This is a genomic window from Catalinimonas alkaloidigena (assembly GCF_900100765.1).
GTDB classification, from domain to species: Bacteria; Bacteroidota; Bacteroidia; order Cytophagales; family Flexibacteraceae; genus Mooreia; species Mooreia alkaloidigena.
In genome coordinates this window covers 96,456-119,139 of the sequence record NZ_FNFO01000010.1, presented here as the reverse complement: position 1 = coordinate 119,139, position 22,684 = coordinate 96,456, and the positions used below count along the sequence as shown (strand labels likewise).

At 58.0% G+C, this 22,684-nt stretch carries 17 protein-coding genes; 9 read left to right on the top strand and 8 right to left on the bottom strand.

The features are described from left to right. Positions 1-36 precede the first annotated feature (36 nt). From BLR44_RS21870 to BLR44_RS21850, 5 genes are all read left to right on the top strand, one after another. Positions 37-2,295, top strand: coding sequence for a TonB-dependent receptor (locus BLR44_RS21870; RefSeq protein WP_143017413.1), 2,259 nt, complete (start codon positions 37-39; stop codon positions 2,293-2,295). A gap of 226 nt (positions 2,296-2,521) precedes the next feature. Further along, positions 2,522-3,775 carry a sensor histidine kinase gene (locus BLR44_RS21865; protein ID WP_176956158.1) on the top strand — a complete coding sequence of 418 codons (1,254 nt, stop codon included), beginning with the start codon at positions 2,522-2,524 and terminating at the stop codon, positions 3,773-3,775. A 107-nt stretch (positions 3,776-3,882) separates the two neighbouring features. Next, the gene (locus tag BLR44_RS21860; protein WP_218127147.1) at positions 3,883-4,452 is read left to right on the top strand and encodes a fasciclin domain-containing protein; all 570 of its coding nucleotides are present in this window, start codon (positions 3,883-3,885) and stop codon (positions 4,450-4,452) included. Positions 4,453-4,564: 112 nt separating this feature from the next. Next, positions 4,565-6,313: an AsmA family protein gene (locus BLR44_RS21855; RefSeq protein WP_143017412.1), complete on the top strand. Its 1,749-nt coding sequence runs from the start codon at positions 4,565-4,567 to the stop codon at positions 6,311-6,313. Between the two features lie 103 nt (positions 6,314-6,416). Beyond that, complete coding sequence (locus tag BLR44_RS21850; RefSeq protein ID WP_089686146.1) at positions 6,417-6,968, top strand: Dps family protein; 552 nt, start codon at positions 6,417-6,419, stop codon at positions 6,966-6,968. Between the two features lie 56 nt (positions 6,969-7,024). Here BLR44_RS21850 and BLR44_RS21845 read toward each other — a convergent pair whose 3' ends face one another. Continuing rightward, complete coding sequence (locus BLR44_RS21845; RefSeq protein WP_218127146.1) at positions 7,025-7,762, bottom strand: DUF2625 domain-containing protein; 738 nt, start codon at positions 7,760-7,762, stop codon at positions 7,025-7,027. A 174-nt stretch (positions 7,763-7,936) separates the two neighbouring features. Between BLR44_RS21845 and BLR44_RS21840 the strand changes: the two genes are divergently transcribed. Genes BLR44_RS21840 through BLR44_RS21830 form a run of 3 tightly spaced genes read left to right on the top strand, consistent with a single transcriptional unit; the run spans position 7,937 to position 11,651 of the window. Continuing rightward, a complete protein-coding gene (locus BLR44_RS21840; protein ID WP_089686144.1) occupies positions 7,937-8,737 on the top strand; it encodes an N-formylglutamate amidohydrolase in 801 nt (266 codons plus the stop codon). After that, positions 8,734-10,602, top strand: coding sequence for a peptidase MATCAP family protein (locus BLR44_RS21835; RefSeq protein WP_089686142.1), 1,869 nt, complete (start codon positions 8,734-8,736; stop codon positions 10,600-10,602). Before BLR44_RS21840 ends, BLR44_RS21835 begins: the two co-directional genes overlap by 4 nt. Then, positions 10,599-11,651, top strand: coding sequence for a glutathione synthetase (locus BLR44_RS21830; protein ID WP_089686140.1), 1,053 nt, complete (start codon positions 10,599-10,601; stop codon positions 11,649-11,651). Before BLR44_RS21835 ends, BLR44_RS21830 begins: the two co-directional genes overlap by 4 nt. A 70-nt stretch (positions 11,652-11,721) precedes the next feature. Here the strand turns inward: BLR44_RS21830 and BLR44_RS21825 are convergent, their stop codons facing one another. After that, entirely contained in the window at positions 11,722-12,351 is a 630-nt protein-coding gene (locus BLR44_RS21825; RefSeq protein WP_089686138.1) for a hypothetical protein, read from the bottom strand. A gap of 430 nt (positions 12,352-12,781) precedes the next feature. On the opposite strand from BLR44_RS21825, the gene BLR44_RS21820 reads away from it, so the two are divergent. Then, positions 12,782-16,102, top strand: a complete 3,321-nt coding sequence (locus BLR44_RS21820) for a cyclic nucleotide-binding domain-containing protein (RefSeq protein WP_089686136.1) — start codon at positions 12,782-12,784, stop codon at positions 16,100-16,102. 3 nt (positions 16,103-16,105) lie between these two features. Here the strand turns inward: BLR44_RS21820 and BLR44_RS29330 are convergent, their stop codons facing one another. The 6 genes from BLR44_RS29330 to BLR44_RS21790 all read right to left on the bottom strand — a co-directional run bounded on the left by BLR44_RS29330 (position 16,106) and on the right by BLR44_RS21790 (position 22,666). Further along, positions 16,106-17,491 carry a sensor histidine kinase gene (locus BLR44_RS29330; RefSeq protein WP_089686134.1) on the bottom strand — a complete coding sequence of 462 codons (1,386 nt, stop codon included), beginning with the start codon at positions 17,489-17,491 and terminating at the stop codon, positions 16,106-16,108. After that, positions 17,472-18,167: a transmembrane-type terpene cyclase gene (locus BLR44_RS21810; RefSeq protein ID WP_089686132.1), complete on the bottom strand. Its 696-nt coding sequence runs from the start codon at positions 18,165-18,167 to the stop codon at positions 17,472-17,474. Before BLR44_RS21810 ends, BLR44_RS29330 begins: the two co-directional genes overlap by 20 nt. A 14-nt stretch (positions 18,168-18,181) precedes the next feature. Further along, the gene (locus tag BLR44_RS21805; RefSeq protein WP_089686130.1) at positions 18,182-19,459 is read right to left on the bottom strand and encodes an oxygenase MpaB family protein; all 1,278 of its coding nucleotides are present in this window, start codon (positions 19,457-19,459) and stop codon (positions 18,182-18,184) included. 335 nt (positions 19,460-19,794) lie between these two features. After that, on the bottom strand, positions 19,795-20,841 hold the full coding sequence (locus tag BLR44_RS21800) for an adenylate/guanylate cyclase domain-containing protein (protein WP_089686129.1): 1,047 nt from the start codon (positions 20,839-20,841) through the stop codon (positions 19,795-19,797). Further along, positions 20,838-21,212: a response regulator gene (locus BLR44_RS21795; RefSeq protein ID WP_089686127.1), complete on the bottom strand. Its 375-nt coding sequence runs from the start codon at positions 21,210-21,212 to the stop codon at positions 20,838-20,840. Before BLR44_RS21795 ends, BLR44_RS21800 begins: the two co-directional genes overlap by 4 nt. 164 nt (positions 21,213-21,376) lie before the next feature. Next, the gene (locus BLR44_RS21790; protein ID WP_089686125.1) at positions 21,377-22,666 is read right to left on the bottom strand and encodes a UDP-N-acetylmuramoyl-tripeptide--D-alanyl-D-alanine ligase; all 1,290 of its coding nucleotides are present in this window, start codon (positions 22,664-22,666) and stop codon (positions 21,377-21,379) included. Between the last annotated feature and the right edge of the window lie 18 nt (positions 22,667-22,684).

The window sequence follows — 22,684 nt, the reverse complement described above, 5'->3', positions numbered from 1 at the left end:
TGGTGCTTGTCCTACTTTTACTTTTTTGTCCGACCTATGCTCCGTCTTGTTCTACTGCTGGCGTGTTGCGCCCTTCCGTCTTTTCTCTACGCTCAGTTTTCGGTTCGGGGGACCGTCCGCGATGCGGAGTCGGGGTTGCCGTTGACGGGCGTTTCCGTCTTAACCGAGTCGCAAACCGGCATCACTACCGATACCAACGGTCGGTTTGTGCTGACCTTGTCCGCGCCGCAAACCCTGCAACTTTCGTTCGTTGGTTACCAGCCGCGTCGCATTGCGGTGACCGCTACCGATACCCTGTTGCGCCTGCAGCTCGTTCCGGTGGCGCTGTCGCTGCCCGAAGTGATCGTGCGGGGGTACGAAAGCAACCGGACGCTTCCGGAGACAGCCGGTAGTGTAGGTGTGTTGAACACCCGCGCCCTGCGTCGCTTTTCCGATGCATCATTGGTGCCGGCCGTCAATACCCTGCCAGGCGTTCGTATGGAAGAGCGGGCGGCCGGGAGCTACCGGCTGGCGATTCGGGGAAGTCAATTGCGCTCTCCGTTCGGCATTCGGAACGTCAAGTTCTATTGGAACGGCATTCCTTTTTCTGAACCCAACGGCAACACCAACCTCAGCCTGCTGGATCTGTCGGCCCTCGACCGAATGGAAATTCTGAAAGGCCCGGCCGGCAGCCTTTACGGGGCGGGCACGGGGGGCACCGTGTTGTTGTCGAGCCGCCAGCAGGCACCGCTCGGCGTGCAGGTAGGCGTCAACGCACTGGGAGGATCGTACGGCACGTGGCGTTACGGGGCGGAAGTGACGTCGGGCTACGAAAACGGCTTGGTACAAGCGCAGGTGCAACGGCAACAGAGCCAGGGCTACCGGCAGCAGAATGCGTTTGATCGAACGTTCGCCAACGTGTGGAGTCGTTTTGAGGTCAGCAAGGCGCGCACGCTATCGGCCAACGTCTACTATTCAGACCTCTATTACGAAATTCCGGGTGGGCTCACGCGCCAGCAGTACGAAAGCGATCCGCAGCAAGCTCGCGCTGGTAGTGTCGACACCAAGGCGGCCCTGTTAAACAAAACGCTGGGCGTTGGTCTGATTCAGGAGTACCGCTGGAACGACCACTGGCAGAACACCACGAGCGTTTACGGCACCCTGACCCAGTTCGAAAATCCGGTCATATTCAATTACAAAATCAACGCCGAACAGGCACTGGGCGGGCGGTCGGTCTTTACCTACCGAAACGAATGGCTGCCCGGCTACGACTGGTCGTTAGTGGCGGGCGGCGAATTACAGCACGGCTTCGAAGCTTCGGATACGTACGAGAACGTGGGCGGACAGCCCGACAGCCTGCGCTATAACGATAAAGTCACGACCATGACGTATCTGTTTTTCGGACAGGCCGAGTTGGAGCTTCCGGCGGCGTTTCGGCTGACGGCCGCGCTGAGCTATAATCGCCTCGACTACCGTTTCCTGCGGCTGTTCGATCGCCTGGACGGCGACCTGTTCAACACACATCGCTCGTTCCGGCCGGTGGTTTCTCCGCGCGTGGCCCTGTTCAAAAAGCTGCACGAGCGGTTGTCGGTGTATGGCAGTGTGAGTCACGGGTTTTCGCCGCCGACCCTAGCCGAAGTACTGGTGCCGGGCGGGAGTCTCAACGATTCGTTGCAGGCCGAGCAAGGCCTGAACTACGAGGTCGGCGTCAAAGCTTCGCCTGCGGAGGGATGGTACCTGGAGCTGACGGCCTTCCGCCTCAACCTGCAGGAGGCGCTGGTGAGTTACACCGGAGCCGACGGCATCACCCGCTTTCGCAATACCGGCGCTACCCGCCAGCAGGGAATCGAGGGGCTGATCACCTACCAGTACCAGGACTTTGGTCGGTGGGTTGAGGGCCTCAACACGTCGCTTGCCTATACCTTTCACCATTTCCGGTACGGTGCCTACGTGCAGGAAGGCCAGAACTACGAAGGGAAATTTTTGCCGGGCGTGCCGCAACAGGGCGTTGCACTGACGCTGGACTTCCGGGTGCGGGGCGGCTGGTATCTGAATTCTACGTTCTCGCACGTGGGGCGCATCCCGCTCGACGACGCTAACCAGGACTATGCCGATCCTTATACGGTGGTGAGTGCCCGGCTGGGGTGGCGATACAACCGCGCCCGGTGGTACGAAGCGCATTTTTTTGTGGGAGGCGACAACCTGATGAACCAACGCTACAGCCTGGGCAACGACATCAACGCAGCCTTCGGGCGGTACTTTCAACCGGCGGCGCCCGTGAGTTTTTACGCGGGGACGTCGTTCCGGCTGAAATAGGAAGAGTACAATGCGGTAAAACCTGGTCCTAAATATGACTTTTCCGTCATGTGGTTAAATTGGTTATAGGATTTTAGGGAGATTTGTCGATTTGTGGGAGAATATTACAGCCTGTTGATCAGTAAATTGTAAAGAAAGCTCTCGGTGAGGTTTTGACTATTTTGCGGCGTGCATGCTGAGTTGGCAGGTGCGCCACTTCTACGGAATGTGTCAAAACCAAGTGCTTATGAATGCAGATCGTTTGTTTCGTACAACTCCCGCTTCTGTCCTCACCACCGACCGCCACGTCTGTACGGCAAGCTTGCTGGGTGGAGTCGCCTTCTGCCTGATGATGGGATGGCTCCTGACCACGCCGCTGTTGATGCTATCCATCGCCTGGAGCGGTCTCCTGATTGGAGGAACGGCGTGGCTGAGCTACTGCGGCCGCCTGACTTCGGCGCGTCTGCTGCTGATCGTAGGCGCGTTGCTGGTGATGGTAGGTGGGAATTTCGGACTGGGTTATCAGGCCACCACGGGCTACTACTGCATCCTCGTCCTGTTGGCCATCGGCTTTTTGTTCGAGTGGCAACATCTGCTGACGGTAATCGGCTTGCTGGTGGCTACCCTGGGTTGTTTTGGGGCCATCGAGGCGGCTGCCTGGCAAAGTGCGCTGGCCAACGTGCCATTTGCAGAGCGATTGCCCGTCTGGCTGACTGTAGGGGGGACGGCCTTCCTTAGTTTACATACACTCCGGCGCCGGCACCAGCAGGCGGAAGCTTTCCGTGCGGCCACTACTGCGTTGCACCAGACCCAGCAAGCCAAAGACAAACTGTATGCACTGCTTGCACATGACCTACGCAGCGGCCTGGGCAATGTGCAGACCCTGGCTACCCTTTTGTCCGACTACGCCCCTCAATTGGTCGAGGGTGAGCAGGAAGAGCTCCTCACGGAATTGAAACGAACGGCCCTGGCCACCCACCATTTGTGCAACGACATGCTGGAGTGGTCCAGAGGGCAGCAGCAGGGCTGGCGGATTTACCGGGAGCCCGTGGCGCTGGCGTCGTGGGCCGACGACCAGATCGCGCTGCAACGCTTGTCGGCAACACAGAAGCACTTGGAACTTCGCACGAAGATCGATCCTGCCCTCGTGTGGGAAACCGACGTGCGCATGCTGGCCACCGTGGTGCGGAATCTGGTGCAGAACGCCATCAAGTTTACACCGCGTGGGGGTGCCATTTCGCTCGAAGTGGAACACACGCCCGAAGCCCAGACGCTGTGGGTATGCGACAACGGCGTGGGCATTGCTGCCGACCGCCTGTCGTGCCTGTTCGAGGCCGGTCACCACCAGGGAACGTACGGGACCGATGGCGAACGCGGCTCCGGCCTGGGGCTGGTGTTATGCCACGCCTTGGTGGTTCGCATGGGGGGCACCCTGCAGGTCGAAAGCGAACCTGGCCGGGGAAGCCGCTTCGGCATCTGCCTGCCCCACAGTGCGCGCTAGCGCCTCGCGTTTAACCCCTTCCCGACATTTACGTACACATCATTGCAGCGCCTCCCCAGCGTGGGAACTGACGCTGCGTCTGATTCCCATTCCTAAATTTTTTAATGATGTTGACGTTGAAAAACCTTTCCCGCGGGGCCAGTGCCCTTTTGTTCGTTACGTTCATGGCTGCCTGTGGCGGCGAAACCACGTCTCAGCAGGAAACCTCCGATACCGCCTCGACCGAGGCAGAAGATACTGAAGTCTCGCTGGGCGCTACGCAAACCATCCTGGAGCGGGTCCAGTATGACGACGACCTCGGGGCTTTGTACGACGCCGTGCAGGCCGCCCAACTCGAAGCTGCCCTGGAAGCTGCCGGGCCTCTCACCATTTTTGCGCCGTCTGACGCCGCGTTCGAGGAACTGCCCGCTACTACGCTTCAGCCCTTGCTGGAAGACACCACCCGCCGCAAAGAATTGCAGGTGCTGCTTTCGAACCACATTGTCGAAGGGTATTACCCGGCCGACAGCCTGACCAACGGTATGGAATTGACGACGTTGGCGGGCAACACCATCACGATCAGCAAAGTGGTGAACACCATCTCAGTCGCCGACGAGCCGGTCGAAACCCCCGACGTACAGGCGACCAATGGCGTCGTACACGTGGTGGCCGGATTGATTGTGCCGGGCAACGAGTAGCCCCGCGCCTTATTCGTGCCGCGCTGCACCTCCCCGTTCTGAATACTTACTCTGCGCGGACTTGCTACCGTTGTAGTGGCGAGCCGCCTTCTGCCACCGTGATTCTTCCTGCATGAAAAAAGTCTTGATCTGGCTGTTGAGCACAGCCGTTATTTTGGGAATACTGCTCACAGCCGTTCAGGTGCTTTCACTCTATGTAGTCAGCCCGATCGTCGGGCGCAAGCTGGAACAACGCGTTACGGAATGGACCGATAGCTTGTACCAGCTCGACGTGCAGAACCTGCGGATCAATCTTCTGGGCGGGACGATTCGCTCGTCGTCGATTTTGTTCGGACCGGATACGTCGCACATTCGCCAGCACCACGAACAGTTGCTGCAGCAACCTAATTTGTTCGAAGTGCAGCTCGACGGGCTCAACCTGGAAGACATCGACGTGATGCGACTCCTGCTGAAACGCGAACTGGCCCTGGACGCCATTGAGATTCGCGAGCCCTTTGTGCGGGTGATTCGCAACGAACTGGCCCGGACCGATACGCTGGCGCAGGACACCGCCCAAACCTCACGGCGCGATCCGCTGAACGTGTATCAGTATTTCAACGGGGTGCTGCACACCATCGAACTGGGCGAGTTGTGGCTTTCGGAAGGAACTATTGTGCTGGAGCAATGGCAGCATGCCGAAAACCGGGCTGAGTTGCCTCGCTTCTCGTTGCGCATTCGCGACATTAAAATCGACTCGACGGCGCATCTGGACCGTGACCGCATGTTCTATTCGGAGCATTTCCGGGGGCGCGCGGAAGGGTTCCGGATCGAAACCCCCGACAGCCTGTACGTACTGTCGATCGACAGCGTCGGGATCGATTCGGACGGCGGGCGACTCTCGCTCGATAGCCTACACTATACGCCGCTGTTCAAGCGCTCCGAGATGGGCAAGATGCTGGAAAAACGCAACGCCAGTACGGAAGTGAGCGTTGCGCGGGTGGACCTGAAGGGCGTCGACCTGAAGCGGCTGTTTCGCTTGAACGACTGTTACGTCAACGAAGTGGACCTGGACCAGATTCGGTTGCTTTCGTACAAAAACAAGAAGCTGTACGAAGAAAAACGCATCCGTCCCCTACCGCAGGAAATCTTGCGCGAATTGCCCATCCACGTGAAAATCGATAGCCTGAAAATCAAAGACGGGTTTATCCGTTACGATGAACTGGGGGAGGAGAGCATCAAACCCGGCTACGTAACGTTCGAGCGGCTGAACGGCGTGTTGCGCAACCTGACCAACGTTCCCTGGATGCTCGACACGGGCGCCACGGCTACCTTCGACGGCTCGGCGTACCTGATGGGGCAGGGCCGTCTTGATGCGCACCTGAAGTTTATGTTGGGCGACTCGACCGATCGGTTCGAAGTGCGGGGTACCTTGGGGAAGATGGACCTGACCGCGCTGAACGAAATGACCGTGAACCGCGTCTTTGTCCGCATCAAAGAGGGGCAGAACCTACGCACCGATTTCCACATTGTGGGCAACGGCGAACGCTCCGGGGGCGAGTTGCGGTGGCGCTACCAGGACTTGAAAATTAGCGTACTGAATGGCGACAAAGTGCTGGAAGACGAAGAGAGCCGCCGCGACATCATTTCGTTTCTGGCCAACCGACTGGTGCTCCGCTCCGACAATCCGAAAGGCGACGACCTGCGCGTGGGGCAGATTTACTTCGAGCGCAACCCACAGAAGTCGATGTTCAATTACTGGTGGAAATCGGCACTGTCGGGCATGAAGCACACGTTGGGAGTAGAGAACCCCCGCCCCGAAGAAAAAACGTTCTGGGAGCGCGTCATGAACTGGTTCGGCGCCGGTTCAAAGCAGGAAGAATAGCGGAGCCGACGCGGCAAAAACCGCAGGTTTTTCTCAACCCTTTCAGGGAGTTATGCGTTATAGAACTAGTAACTAAACTGTATCAAGACAGATCTCTCTATTTATGGATAAGCTCAGAAAACAAAAAGAATACGAAGGAAACCCGATTGGGCTTTCGAAAGAAGTTGCGGTATCGATGGCGAAAGAACTGGATCGCCACCTGTCCTCTTTCCTGATTTTGTACCAGCAGTACCACAAACATCACTGGATGGTGGAAGGACCTCAGTTTCGCGACTTACACCTGTTTTTTGAAGGCAACTACGTAGAAGTGCACGAAGCATACGATCGCATTGCCGAGCGGCTGACCGTTATGGGCATGACGCCCACGTGTCACCCGACCAACATGATCAAGCTCGCCTACATTGAGCACGAACCCGAAGGCGTTTTCCACATCCGCGAGATGCTGGAGCGCGACATGGAAGCCGAGAAAACGGCCGCCGTGGAGTTGCGGAAAAGTATCAAGAAAGCCTTTGAGGGTGAAGATTACGGTACCAAAACCCTGTTGGAAGGGATTCTAGCCAAAACCGAAGACCGCGCGCACCACATCGAGCACTTCCTGGGTGAAGACTCGATTTCGGTCGGGCTGTTGCACTCCGAAAAAGAACTTGCTGATTAAGAGCAATCATTCAAAGTGAACCGAAAGCCGCTCTTCCGCTGGGGAAGGCGGCTTTTTTAGTTTCCAAATAATTGATTTTTTAAGTCCATCTGTAGATTCCACATCTCTTCGACAGGAACCGCTTTTCGGCTCAGTTTTTCCAGGTCTTCGTACTCAGTCCATAAATAAGGGAAGAAGTGCACAACTTGGTCGCCGTCCATGAGGCTCACCTCTTTTCTCCACGTGTTCCACCGGAGCCCTTCATAAAACTGCTCAAGATCGCCAGTAAATGCCCAATACACGAATTCGGAGTAGCCCACATCAAGGGGTTCCCATTCCAGGTTGTCGGGCGAGAAGTAGTAAACTTTTCCAAGGTCATTGCCAAAGGCTCCGCCGTTTAACGCAAAATATCCGCCGATGGCATCGTCGGCAATTAACAGAAGCGTAGTGCCCTGCCCCAACTCGCCAGCGAGTTTGCCTTTGTTCCATTCGGGTAGGCTTCGGGTCATTTTTGCGGACCCTGAACCTAGTATTCGAATCCACCCATGATCTACCAGAATACCGCCCGTCTCGTAAATAATTGCGCCCATGGGCGAACGGGTCGTGACCTGTGTCTGATACAGGGCAGCATCGGCTTTTTTAGCGTCTCTCTTCAGCACTTCGACCTGATTGGTCGCTTCTTCGATCCACTCTTCTACAAATCGCCAACCAGGATCTTCCCGGTTGACCAGTTCTTCGAGGGAGCGCATAGGCGTGGTTTGGCCAAATCCGGTTTGCAATTGAATGGCTACGAGGCAAAAAGCTAGATATTTCATGTAGAAGGAAGAGCGAATTTGTACAGCAAGATACATCCTGAACGATGGGTAGGCTTCGTAAAAACGGCGTAGAAAGCACCCGGCCGCCCGGCCTTTGGTCCGCTAGTGCGCGCTGCCTGTGGGGCGTACTGCGATTTTACCAACCCTCCCTGTGTCGTTGCGTACATAGAAGGTATGAAACCGTTTTATTCCATCACCGGACCTGATCGCCCGTTGGTGGCCACGGCCATCCACGACGGGCATACGATACGACCCGAACTCCATCCCCTTTTGAACCTCGACGACGCGCAACGCCTGCGCGAAGAAGATCCGTTTACGGCACGTTGGGTCGACGTGGCCGAGCTGCAGATTGTGGTTGACACGTCGCGTTTCGAAGTAGACCTGAACCGCCCGCGCGAGAAGGCGATCTACCGCCGCCCCGAAGATGCCTGGGGCCTGCACGTGTGGACCGAAGAACTACCCGACGGCCCCACGCAGGCGTCGCTGGCAAAATACGACCAGTTTTACGACGACTTGCAGCAGCGACTGCAACGCCTGGTCGACGAGTTTGGATCCTTTGTGATTTACGACCTCCACACTTACAACCACCTGCGCGACGGGGCCGACGGACCGGCCGCCGACCCGCACCAGAATCCCGAAGTGAACATCGGGACGGTGGGCATGGACCGCGACCGCTGGGCTCCGGTGGTCGATACGTTTATGTACGAACTGGCACAGCACGACTTTAACGGACGCCACCTCGACGTGCGCGAGAACGTGAAGTTCGACGGCGGAAACATGATGAAGTGGATTCACAAAACGTTCCCTGGCGTGAGTTGCGTCATGTCGATCGAGTTTAAGAAATTTTTCATGAACGAGTGGACCGGCGAAGCGTACCCCGGGCAGGTCGAAGCCATTCGGGCCGCGCTGGCGGCTACGGTGCCGGGCGTACTGGCGGCACGCGAAGCGGTCTCACGTGACTACCATCTCGTATGACGGAGGCCATTACCGATCCGCTGTTGCAGGAGATTGCGAAGTGCCTTGCGGAGGGAGCGCGTTGCGTGCGTGCGTTGCCCGGCGGTGGTCAGTTGTACATCGATCGTCCCCTGCCGTACCTGTACGTGTACCGGGGAGGCGCGTCGCCGCACGACGACGAGAAAGCCGCGCTCGATCCGCTGAGTGAACTGATTCGCAGCGAAGCTTCGTGGCTCATCACCAACGGCATGTCCGACCCGGAAGTCAGTCAACTGGTTTACACCATCGCGAAGCCGTTGGCCGATCGTTTTTCGGCGTTTCTGATTCTGGAAGTGTGGCTCGACGAAAACAACGAGCATACGTTTCAGGTACACGGCCCCCAAAAGAAACTGCCGGCCACCGTCACCACGCTCGAACAGGCCCTGCGCGACATCCGACTGCCGCAACTGGCGTTTACCGTCGGGCAACCTACTGACGACGACCGCAGTCCACCCGACCGGACCGCGCTGCTGGACAAGCCGACCCTGAAAAAACTGGAAGGCCTGTACCTGGGACTGTCGATGCGGCCGTTCTTCATCCAACCCGAAACCGGCCTGCCTTATCCGTTTCTGTTCCGCACGCTGAAAGAACAGGTGACCCAGGCCCTGCGGAAAACGGTGTTCGATTTTATCCGCTTGCAGACCCAACGCAAGCCGGTACACTTCCAGTCGCTGGGGTCGCGTAACCTGACCGACGAAGTGTGGGAGGTCGACCGGCAATTGGTGGAGATCAGCACGGCTTACGAATTTCTGATGCTGGTGACGCCGGTCAACACGCAGGAGGCGTGGCGGAGCTTCCGCAAAAGCCATTACCGCAAGGACCCGGTGTTGCACTACCGCCTGATTCCGGTCGATACCGACCTGTTGAAGCGCCGCCTACACAACATCTACATCGAGCGCGTGGAAGACCCGACGCTGGCGTTTCTGTTCCGCGACAAACGGCAGGAGATCGACCGGATGCTGACCATGCTGGCCGACCGCAATAGCCCCAACTTCCTTTACGGCAGTCTGCAGATTTTCGGTGGGGTCGACGACCGGCTTCTCACGATGGCCAAAGGCCTGATGGTCGCCCTAGAAACCCAGCGTACGCGCCAAACCAAAGGCACGCGTCTGGACGCCGAAGCCTTTCGGCAGCGAGCCCTGCGGGAGATCGAATTTTTCCGCTCGCAGCACGAAAGCGTCGATGCCCAGGTCTACGTCCGCGACGATATGACGGGCCTGATGGTCTCGGAGGGGCAGTTGTACATCGGTAAGAACTACGTCATTCCCGCGCACCGCGCCGAAGCGCTGATCCAACACGAAGTGGGGACGCACGTGCTGACGTGGTACAACGGCCGCGCCCAGCCGCTGCAACTGCTCTACAGCGGCGTACCCGGCTACGAAGAGCTGCAGGAAGGACTCGCCGTGCTGAGCGAATACCTGGTGGGCGGGCTGACGGTCGCGCGCCTGCGCGTGCTGGCGGCGCGTGTCATCGCCGTGGATGCAATGGTGCGCGGAGCATCTTTTCCCGATACCTACCGTATGCTTCAGGTAGACTACGGCTTTAAACCGTTCAACGCATTTCAGATTACGCTGCGGGTTTACCGGGGCGGCGGCCTCACCAAAGACGCTGTCTACCTGAAGGGCCTCATCGACCTGCTGGCCTACCTGGCGGCCGGGAACGACCTGGAGCCGCTGCTGGTCGGAAAAATCCGGGAAGATTACCTGCCTTTTGTGCAGGAATTACTCTACCGCAAAGTACTGCAGCGGGTGCCGCTCCGCCCGCGTTACCTGGACGATCCGCAGGCGCAGGAACGGCTGGCCCGTGTCAAAAAAGGTGTCACCATTTTTAATCTACTCGATTCATGAACATAGCATTTGTCATCAACGATATAAAAACCGAGAAAGCGGGCTATACCACCGTCTTTCTGGCCCAGCGTATGCACAACCGGGGCCACCACGTGTACCTGATCGGCGTGGGCGATTTGTGCTACGATCCACAAGGGTACATGGGCGCTACGGCACGTCGCGCCCCGAAAGAAAAGTACAAGACGCAGGAAGAGTACCTGAATGCGTTGCAGGACGACAAAACGGCGGAGATTACGCAGATTATGGCACCGGACCTCGATGTGCTGATGCTGCGCAACGACCCTTCGTCCGAAGGACCGGACCGGGGCTGGGCGCAGATCGCAGGCGTGATTTTCGGGCAGTTGGCCGCGCGCAACGGTGTCATCGTGTTGAACGATCCCAACTCCCTGTCCGATGCGGTCAACAAAATGTACTTCCAGCACTTTCCGGAAGAGGTGCGACCGCGCACGCTCATTACGCGCAACGTGGCGCAGATCCGCGAGTTTTACGAGGAACAGAAAAGCCACATGATCCTGAAGCCGTTGCAAGGCTCCGGCGGGCAGGGGGTGTTTGTCGTCAAGAAAAAAGACGCCACCAACCTGAACCAGATTGTGGAGGCCATCAGCCGCGATGGTTACGTGATTGCCCAGGAGTTTCTGCCGAAGGCGACTGAAGGCGATACACGGCTGTTCGTGATGAACGGACAGATCATCGAGCACAAGGGAAAAATCGCGGCCATGAAACGCGTCAGCGGCGGCAGTGACGACGTACGCAACAACATTTCGGCTGGCGGGAAGGTGGCGCGTGCCAAGATCGACGACGGCATGCGCGAAATTGTGGAGTTGGTGCGACCCAAGCTGATTCAGGATGGGATGTTCCTGGTCGGGCTCGACATTGCCGGCGACAAGCTGATGGAAATCAACGTGTTTTCGCCGGGCGGGCTGAACGTCTCCAGCCAGTTGGAAGACGTTGACTTCTCCGAACCGGTCATTCACGCCCTGGAATGCAAGGTGCACTACAAAAAAACGTATAAAGAGCACCTCGACAACCGCACCGTCGCGATGATCTGACGAGGTCGTTTCGCATAAAAAAAGCCGCTTTATCGCAGGATAAAGCGGCTTTTTTTATGTGGTGATTCGCCTATAAAGCAACCAGCCCGTTGAGCAGTTTCTCCATTGAAGACTCGTAGCGTTGGAGCATGTTCTGCGCCGTATACGTAATGAGTTGGACCGTACCGCCCGCAAACGAATAATAGTACCCGTAGTAGATGACCTTCATGCCCTGAACCGTCCCTTTCATTTGCAGGCAGAGCACCTTTCTGCCATTGACCATACGGTACTCTTCCTTTACCACGCGAATGTCGGGCGCAGCATTTCTGCCGTTGGTCAGCGCAATTTCCTTAAACGATTCCAGCGGAACTTCCAGCCTTTCGGAGATGAACATGGCGTAGGCATCCTCGTCTTTTAGTTTGAACTGAAACTCGGCCGCATCGTTGCTTTGCGCCTTCCCGAAGCTCCACTGTTTGGGATTGATGTACACGCGAATGTCCACCCGGTCGCTTTTGACCAGAAAGGTGGCGTCTTTGGCTTTTACGAACGGGGTAGCGTTCAGGGGGATGGTGGCAGTGCTGTCGACCTCCCCATCGACGTAGGCCCAGGTGCCGTCTTCGTAGAGCAGTACTTCTTCGCCGGTGCCCGTCACCGCGTGGAGTTGACCGAGGCAGGGCACCGCCAGAAACAGGCTGCCTACCAGTGCTGTCGTCTTCAACATGTGAAACAGAGATGTGATGGGGCGAAGCTACAAAATGCCTGACGCTGAAATTCCGGTTTCTGACCGGTTAAGGTACGTCGGCGTGGGCGGCCGGCGGGTGAGTTCGGACGCACCGGAAAAACGCCGCCTGCCGGAAAGCGTTCGAAATATAATCGGGTAGGTACACGGATTGCTGGCGCAAAAACGCTACTTTTCAAACAGATGCGCTCACGGGTGTCCATCCGTTTGCACCGAAGCAACATCATCACTTGGTGGCCGCATCCGTCGCTACCCGTGTTTCTGCCCTACGCGGCTCGACAGTAGCGCCACCCGGGAAACGTGCAACGATCCCCGGCCGCCGTACCCCTCTTTTCAGTACCAGCTGCCGTTGCTTACGCAGCGTAACGACCGTCCGAACCGAACAGTTTTCCTGATCTCGAAGGAGTTATTGATGAGGTACCTAGCCAACCTGAACGACCTGCTGAACCTGCGGAAAGGCGAGGTGTGGGTGGTGCGTACGCTTCTGCTGTTTTCGTTCTTTCAGACCACGGCACTGGCCCTTTTCTTCACGGCGGCCAGTTCGCTCTTCCTGACCGAGTACCCCATTCGTACGCTGGCGTACGTCTACCTTTCTACTGGTCTGCTGCTGCTGTTCCTGAACGGGGTGTATGCCCGGATCACGCGTTTTGTACCGGCCCGGACGCTGATGCTGGCCGAGGTAGGGGTGATTCTGGTCGTGATCCTGCTGTTTCGGATCGGCATGGGGTGGGCGCATGCGGCGTGGCTGGCCTTCGGGCTGATTGTGTGGCATCGGGTGATGTCCTCGTACCTGTCGGCGGGCTTTCTGCGGCTGGCGCTGCTGCTGTTCGACGTGCGGCAAAGCAAACGGCTGTTCGGGCTGATCACTTCCGCCGAAACCCCCGCGAGTGTGCTGGGCTATTTGCTGGCTTCGGCGTTGGTGCCCCTGATCGGCACGCCCAATCTGCTGTGGTGGTCGGCTGGTGCGTTGCTCGGTGCCCTCGTCTTTCTGGCGCTGCTGACGACCCGGCCGGGCACCCTGACGTTCGAAGAAACCAGTACCGAAGCCGAGGCCGCGCCTCCGGTGTCGCTTTTCCGGCGAGGGAAGGGTCGCCTCGGCGATTTTTTGGCCGCCCTGGCCCTGACCTGTGTGTTTGCGGTGCTGACCTTTACCCTCATCGAGTTCGCTTTTCTGAGCCAGGTCAGCAGCCGTTTCACCAACCAGTCGCAGATTACTTTTTTTATCGGGATTATTCTGGCGATGGGGCAGTTTGCCGCCTTTCTCCTCAAAACGTTCCTCTACGGACAGGTGCAGCGGCGGTTCGGGTTGCGGGCGGCGCTGCTCGCCCTCCCGCTGGTGCTGGGTCTCATCATGGCGTCCAGCCTCCTCAGCGGGCTGGTCGGACCTACGCTGCTGCTGGTCTGGCTCTGGGTGGTGATCATGGTGGCGAACGACACCCTGCGGTCGTCGCTCTACAGCAACACGTTTATTGCGCTGTTGCAGCCGCTGCCCAGACGCATGAAAATGCTCGGCCTCGATCTGCTGGGCAACGTCGAAGCGGCAGCCGTCGGGCTGAGTGGGTTGGTGCTGGTCGGGTTCGGTCTGCTGGATGCGCTGTCGCTCCAGTACTTCAGCGGGTTTCTGTTGGTGGTGCTGGTCGGGTGGGTCGCCGCCATCCGGGTGCTGAACCGCCGGTACCTGCGGGTGCTGGAACAAGGTTTGAAGAAGCGACTGCTGGCGGGCCATGCGCTGTCGGTGGAAGACCCCGCAACGCTGCGGCTGATTCACGAAAAGCTGGACAGCCCTTACCCGGGCGAAGTGCTGTACGCCCTCGACATCCTGAGTAAACACCGGCACGGGCAGTTGCCGCAGATGCTGAAGCGCCTGCTGGTGCATCCCTCCGAAGAAGTCCGGCAGGAAGCGCTCGCCAAAGTGGATGCGCTGCGGCAGGCTTCGCTGTTGCCAGAAATCAAGAAACGGATGGAACAGGAAACGGTGCTGGCGTTGAAAAAACAGGCCCTCCGGGTGTACTGCAAGTTGGGCGAGGCCACGGTGGTCGACGAAGTGACTCCTTACCTGGAAGCTACCGACGAGCCCGTGCGGACCGGTGCGCTGGTGGGGTTGATCTGTTCCGGCGGCATCGACGGCGTGATCGTGGCCGGGCAGCGCCTGAACGACTACATCTACGCCACCCAGCCGGAGAAGCGTGCTTTTGCGGCCGATGTGATCGGCGAAGTGGGCATCTACCATTTTTACCACCCGCTGTTGGGATTGCTCGACGACGAAGATGTGGTAGTGCGGAAGGCCGCGCTGAAAGCGGCCGGCATCATTCGTCACCCGCGCCTGTACGAACCCTTGTTGCAGGCCGTCTCGTCGCCGGACGTGTTCGAAGTCGCGATGAATGCACTCATCCAGAGCGGCGAGGGCGTAATCGGGCTGTTCGAGCGGGAACTGAACCAAGCCGACTACAACCCGGTACGCATGCGCCGGCTCATCGCCATCTGCGGCAAAGTAGGCGGTGCCAAGTCCATTGCTCTGCTAAAAGACAAACTGTATTTCGAAAACATCGAAGTCCGGAACCAGATTCTCCATTCGCTTTCGCTTTGCGGCTACAAGCCCAATGCTGCCGAGAAAGAGGTGGTGCTGCGTACCCTGCACGCCGAACTGGCCGACGCGGCCTGGTTTCTGAATGCCATGGAAGCAATCGGCCTGGCTTCTACCGCTGCCCAGTTGCCGTACTATGCCCTCCTGATTCGCGCCCTCGAAGTGGAGTTGCACCACCTCAAGCGCCGCCTCCTGCTGTTGCTTTCTTTTCTGTACGAGGCCAACGACGTGTTACAGGTCTGGAACAGCCTGCAACTAACCAGCCGGGAGAAACGCGCCAACGCGCTGGAAGTGCTCGATGTGCTGGTTGCAAAAGAGCTGAGTTCGATTATCTTGCCCCTGCTGGAAGACTTCCCGATTGCGCAGCAGATCAAGATTCTGAACCCACGATTTCCGCACGTGCGGCTGTCCCCGACGGGCTACCTGCAAAAGCTGATCAACCGCCGGGAGGTGCCGGTGGTCAACGTCTGGACGCAGGCCGTTACGCTCTACGTAGTGCGACAGCTCCAACTGGAGGCGCTGACGGCCGAGGTGATGGGAGCCCTCTCGCATCCTACGTCTCTGGTGGCCGAAACCGCCTGCTGGACGTTGCAGGGCTTTCAGCACGACCGGTTGCCCGAAAACGGTGCGTCCGTACTTTTTCAAAAACTTGCCCAAAATGCTATGAACTCCCGACTGCTGGCCGTTGAAAAAGTGATGGCTCTGAAAACCACGCGATTGCTCAGTGAAACTCCCGAAGACATTCTGGTCGACATTGCATCGATTCTGAAGGAAGTTCCCGTGGTGGTCGGTGAGCAGATCGTGCAAAAGGGCGAGATCGGTACCTGCATGTACATCATCTACGAAGGCTCTGTGCGCGTGCACGACGGCGAGCACACGCTGGCCGAACTGAAAAACCGCGATTTTTTCGGAGAACTTTCGCTGTTGGATGCCGAACCCCGCTCGGCGTCGGTCACGGCGCTGGAAGACAGTTTTCTGCTGCGGCTGGATCAGCACGCGTTCTACGAGATCATGGCCGACCACATTGAAGTAACCCGCGAAATCATGAAGATCATGTGCCGCCGGTTGCGCTACCAGAACCGGGCCGTCGCCGAAATGAAAGAACAGTTGCAACAGCGGGCCGCCTCGGCACTGGAGAAACCTGCCTGAATGCTACAGCGCAGGCAACCGGATGACGAATTCCGTGCCTTCGCCTTCGCGGCTCTCCATGCTTAGCTCCCCGCCGTGGCCTTTCGTCACAATGTCGTAGGACAGCGAAAGCCCCAGCCCCGTTCCTTCGCCGGTGGGTTTCGTGGTGAAAAACGGCTGAAAAATCTTTTGCTTGACGGCCGCCGGAACGCCGGTGCCGTTGTCCTGCACCCGAATTTCGACCCGATTGCCGGTTTTCTGGGTGCTGACCGTCACCTCGGGCAGGTAGCCGTTCTGCTGAAGCTTGCGCTTCTGATCGGTAGCGTAAAAGGCATTGTTGAACAGATTGAGTAGTACCCGCCCCAGTTCCTGCGGGGCTACGTTTACCTTGCCGAGTTGCGGATCGAAGCGGGTTGTCAGGGTTACGTTGAAGGCTTTGTCTTTGGCTCGGAAACCGTGGTAGGCGATGCGTAAATACTCGTCGGTGAGGTCGTTGAGCCGGGTGGGCTGTTTTTCGCCGCCCGATGCGCGGGAGTGTTGCAGCATGCCCTTCACGATGCTGTCGGCCCGGCGACCGTGGTGGTGAATCTTTTCCAGGTTCTGCGTCAGGTCATGCAGGATTTCCGTCACCAGGGACGGATCTTGCTCCGGTGTGCGTAGGGTTTCTTTCAGCTCTTCCACCAGCTCGCCACTGACGTCCGAAAAGTTGTTGACGAAGTTGAGGGGATTCTGAATTTCGTGCGCGATGCCGGCCGTCAGTTCGCCCAGCGATGCCATTTTTTCCTTCTGGATAAGTTGTTCCTGCATGCCGATCAGCTCCAGGTTGGTGCGGATCAGTGTATCGACCGCCCGGGCTTTTTCGTGGTAAAACACCAGGGCGCAGGCAAACAGCGCAGCGGTGACCCCCAGCACGCTGGAAAAAAGGTAGGTGAGGCGATACGGTTCGTCAAAATGGCTGGGTAGCGGTCCGTAGGTAGATTCGTAATAGAAGAGGCCTCCCGAAAAAACGAGCGAAACCACAAGCCACACCAGGCTGTTGCGCACGTCGGAGAGTAGCAGCGCGAGAATCGGCATCAGGACAATGCCCACGGTGGAGGGGGATTCCAGTCCGCTGCCCAGCACAATGGTGACAAACGCGGAGGTAGTCTGGTTGAACATGTGCAGGTGAACACAGACCCAGCCGGGCACCCCCCATTTCAGCAGAAAAGCGGTGACGAGGCAAAGCAGGGCGTTGGCCAGCAGCACGTATTCGACCGGATGAAATTGATACTGCAGCGCGCTGCCGATGTAGAGCAGGTTGAGAAACGCACTGAGCAAAAACACGATGATACGAATGCGGGCCAGTCGCAGGCGGTCGGCGCGTTGCGTTTCTTGTGGTGGAACAAAGAAGTTAACCAGCCGATTGAGCATGGGGGTGGGGTGTATGAAGTAGCGAATAGGCCTGACGTTTGCGCCAGAGCACGTAGAGGTAGAAGTTGTCGAGCAACAGGCAGGTGATGCCCAGGAACTGGACAAAGTGGTTGTCGGGGTAGAAGATGAACATCGACACCGTGATCAGCCCCGTTCCCAGCATCTTGCTCCAGCCAACCGTCCACGAAAAGAGATGCGCCTCTGCGGTTTTTGCCAGCAGCAACAGGCATTGCGCCGACAGAATTACGTTGATCAGGTACCCTGAATTGGCCCCGATGGCGGTGTCGTACCCTTCGCTGCGGTAGAAGTAGCTGAAGCCGATCCAAAACACCAGGTTCGCCAGGCAGAAGGCCGTGAAGTAGCGGCGGAAGCCCGCGGTGATGACCTGCTTGGTGCCATAGCGCAGCAACGAATAAAAGATGAAGCAGTCGAGCAGAAAGGCGGCCTGGTAACTCAGGCTGTAGAGCAGCCCCGAATCGGGATGGAAAAACACGCTCCAGACAAACTCCCAGGCGATGTTGGCACACGCCACATACGCGGGCATCTCCACAAACTTTTTCTGCCGGATGCTCCAGACCAGCGCCGTGTAGGAGACCACCCAGAACAAACAGCCCACGCCGTTGAACAAGAGGCCGAGGGGGGCGTAGTCGGTAAAATTGATCCAAGGTTGGTGCATAAGGGAGGAAGGGTTTAGGCGGTTTCGGCAAATCCCCAGTCTTTTTTTAGCGATTCGGGCAGGTAGAAGCGTATGGGCTGGTGGTGGTTCATGTGGTGCAGCATCCCATGGAGCAGTAGCTTGCTCATCTCTTCCGCCAGCACTTCCATGAGGCGCGAACTATGCACGAGGCGCTCTACGTCGCCTACCAGGGCGAGCACGCGGCGGCGCACCTGGGTCTCCTGTGAGGGATCGGTCTGTACACCCAGCAGGCTGGCAAGGCGTTTCCCCATCATGAAATAGAGCATCTCATGAAATACGCCGCTTAGTCCCGGTTCCCGCGACACCTCTTCGTTGAAGCGAATCAAGGCGCTGGTCAGGGCCTTTCCGTGTTCGCTTTCCTGCATCTGGTGGTCGAGGATGGCGTGGCCCAGCTTGCGGGCGTCGGCCACGTTGTTGGGCAGCAGGTCGTCGTCTACACCCATAAAGTAACCTACCACACACCAGGCATGCTGAAAGGCTTCTTCTTCCAGGGGCGAAAGGCGGACGCCCAGCAGCGCGAGTCCTTCGAGCACCAGCGCCGAAAAGGACATGAGCGTACCGGCTTTGTCTTCCTGGTTGATGGGTTCGTCAAAAAGAGCAACGTCCCACTCGGGTTGCTGGTGCAGGAAATGCCGGATGGTGGCGTGAATCAACCGAACCTTCAGCGCCGTACAGATGCCGGTGCCGTGCGGTGCCAGGCCTCCGGGCGACATCACATTGACCACAAACTGCGCGGTCTCGACAATGCGACGGCTGTAGGCGTTCATGGCGCCCTGTTGTTCGTTGAGGCGACCTGTCAGGTGCAGCACCATGGCCCCTTTGGCGCAGGCGTAGCTTTCCGGAAGCGATTTGCAGTTCAGAATCAGGCTGATGAGCGGACCGTGCTCCAGGTAGACGCGTTCGGCGACGGCAATCAGGTCAGGGTCGGCCCAGGGCGGCAGGTGCCCCTTCAGCGCGAAATAATCGTGCGCTTCTTGAGGGAGTTCCGTCGGCAACGGGCTATCGTTGCGGACCAGGGCGGCAAACAGGCCGTTGATCAGGTGCGCCTGGTTATTTTCCAGAATGGCGCGGATCACCCCATCGGCCACAGGGTCGGTACGCTGCCGCTTGCTTTGCAGAAACGCGGGTGACCAATCGTGCAGAGGACGTTGCTGAAACTTGCGGATGCGTGTCTGCAACCGGCGTTGCCGTCGGTTGTACAGGCGGGTAGCGACCGCGACGGAAGGAACCGCCACGGCGAGTAGGGCAAGGGCCAGGGTAGAGGATTTCATGGGGAAGGGCAGTAGGGTTTAGGGGAGAGGCATACGTTTTGGCCCCGACAAAGGGGGCACACACCAAAGCAGAGGAAAAATTGGCTGGAGAAGGATGCGTAGGCGTACCTGTCGTCGTAAAGAAGCTCAGCAACAAGATAGTATAATAATTGAATACCTTGCTACAGAACGAAAATTACAGTGAGGCCAGAAAGGTGTCTGTGTCGTAGATGAGTGCAGGCCCACGTTTCAATGGGCACGTGATGGTCCTGAAACAAAAGCTATTTTTCTGCCAGCACTCTTTTCACTTGGCGTTACGTAGTACCGCGCAGAGGTAACGCCCCCGGGCTGACGACTTACTCCAGCACCTCGTAGACCTCCACCGGCTGTTCCTTATTCTTGAGGATCACTTCGCCGCGCGGTTCGCAACGAAACGACTCTTTGATCTGCTGGTAAGCGTGATGGGTGATGAGGATCTGCCCCGGATGGGCGGAAGATTGCAGGCGTTGCGCCAGGTTGACCGTATCGCCGATCACGGTGTAGTCGAGCCGCCGCAGGGAGGCCGAGCCGATGTTGCCCGAAATCATCTCCCCGGCGTTGATGCCTACCGAGACTTTCGGGACGTAGCCGGGCGCTTCCGGAATGGTTTCCTGCAGGGCATCGATCCGGTTACGCACTGCCAGGGCCGCGTCGATGGCCCGGTCCAGGTGGTAATTGCCCCGAAAGACGGCCATTACCGCATCGCCGATAAATTTGTCGATGTAGCCGCCCTGCGCGATGATCTCCTTCACCATCACGTCGAACAACTTGTTGAGGAGCCGCACCACCGTATCGGCAGGCGCGTGTTCGCTGACGGCGGTAAAACGGCAGATGTCGACGAAGGCCACCGACGCCTGCACGGTTTCGTTGAGCATCACCGACGTCTCGAACTCCTGCCGTGACATGAACTGGATCACCGTCTCGTCGACGTACATGCGCAGGATGTTGTTTTCTTTAACAGCACGCAGGGTATCGCGCAGTTGGGTCACGTGCCGGAGCGTTTTCTGGATGGTCACGTCCAGGTCGGCGAAGTTGACAGGTTTGCACACAAAGTCGAACGCCCCGCGGTTCATGGCCGTGCGGATGTTGTCCATGTCGCCGTAGGCCGACACGATCACCGTCTTGATCAGGGGACTCAGCTCGTGGAGCTTCACCAGCAGCGAAAGACCGTCCATCTCAGGCATGTTGATGTCGCTGAGCACCACGTCGATGTCCGACTGCTCTTGCAGCTTTTCCAGCGCTTTGCGGCCGTTTGGCGCGAAATAAAACTCGTAGGTTCCTTCGCGGATCTGTCGCCGGAATTTCTGTTTGATCAGAAGTTCCAGGTCGGACTCGTCGTCTACCACTAAAATTTTGGCACTCATAAGGCGCTTTTTAGTTTGCTTTTCAGCGCGTTGAAGTCAAGCGGCTTGGTTAAAAAATCGTTTGCGCCGTACTGCAGGGCCTGCTGGTAACTTTGCTCGTCGCTGTAGGCCGTCACCATCATGACCACCGGCGGCGGTGCGGCATACGTCTGCCGGATGCGGTGCAGCAGCTCAAGGCCGCTCATGCCCGGCATGTTGATGTCCGAAAGAATCAGGATGATCTCCGACATGTGCTGGTGCAGGTAAGCAAGCGCTTCCTCCCCCGAATGGGCAAATGCCAGTTCGACGGTGCCCTGGCGAATTTCGCGGCGGAAGCGTTGCTCAAAAAGCGGTTGGATGTCGGACTCATCATCGACCACCAAAATCTTCATGGAAGTGTCGTCTAAGCAGAAGGTCGCGTTAGTAAGATAGTGATTTTCAGCGGCTCATGTGATTTTTTACACAACTTGCCCCAAATTATCCTATCCTCCCCGCGGACCCACGCCGCCGCCCGACACGCTCAGGGGGCCGTAGCTCCGCGCTGATCGACGCCGCCTTAAAGTCCTTCCACGACCTCTTCCAGGCCAATGCCCCGCGAGCCTTTCAACAGCACGTACGAGTCGCGGATGGGGTGATCGGCCAGCCAGGCTTTGAGCGCTTGCCGGTCGGCAAACCAGTGACTGCCCGGTGCTTCCCGGTGAGCGTACTGCATCTCGTGGCCGCAGAGCAGCACCGTATCGAAGTGGAGGCGTTGCAGCAGTTGGCCCAGTTTTCGGTGTTCCGACTCGCTTTCGTGGCCCATCTCCAGCATGTCGCCCAGAATCACCGTTTTGTGAGCGGCCTTCAGGTGCGCCAGGTTTTCGACCGCCGCCTGCATGGAACTGGGGTTGGCGTTGTAGGCGTCGAGCAGAATGGTGTTATGGTCTTTTTGCACCAACTGCGAGCGGTTATTTTTCGGCACGTAGTCGGCGATCGCGGCGTGCGCATCGGCCGGCGGCACCTCGAAATATTTGCCGATGCAAAGGGCCGTCGCAATGTTGGGGAAGTTGTACCGGCCGAACAGCTGCGTCTGGATTTCTGTGCCGTCTTCGGCCTGTACTTTCACAAAAAAGTCGGAAGGCAGCAGTGTGCAGTGGTAAAAATCGCCCGGATTGGGGTATTTCGTAAGGTAGCGCAGCACCTCGGCCATGCGCACCAGGTCGGGCTCGTTCGTGTTGACAAAGGCCATGCCTTCGTGCTGAGCCAGGTAATCGTACAGTTCGCCGTTGGCGCGGATCACGCCTTCGTGGCTGCCGAACCCCTCCAGGTGGTCGAGTCCCACGTTGGTGATGATGCCGTGCGTTGGTTCAGCAATGCGGCACAGCAGATCGATCTCATCGGGCGCGTTGGCCCCCATTTCAATTACGGCCATTTCCGTATCAGCAAAGATGCTCAGTAGGGTCAGGGGCACCCCGATGTGGTTGTTGAGGTTGCCGCGCGTGGCGAACGTCCGAAATTTTTTACCCAGCACGGCCGCGATCAGTTCCTTCGTAGTCGTCTTACCGTTGGAGCCACCTACGGCCAGCACCGGAATGCTGAGCTGACGGCGGTGCATTCGGGCGAGGTTTTGCAACGCTTTCAGGCCATCTTCCACCAGCAGGCAACGCTCGTTTACGACGGCGTCGCGCTCATCGACCACGGCATAGCAGGCCCCTTGTTGCAGCGCCTCGGCCGCAAACTGGTTGCCGTTGAAACGCGGTCCTTTCAGAGCAATGAAGATGGAGTCGGCGGGAATGCGGCGTGTATCGGTGCTGACGGCGCCGCACTCCTGAAAATGGCGGTACAAAGTTTCGGTCGATGTATACATACTTTTGCCCGACGGCTC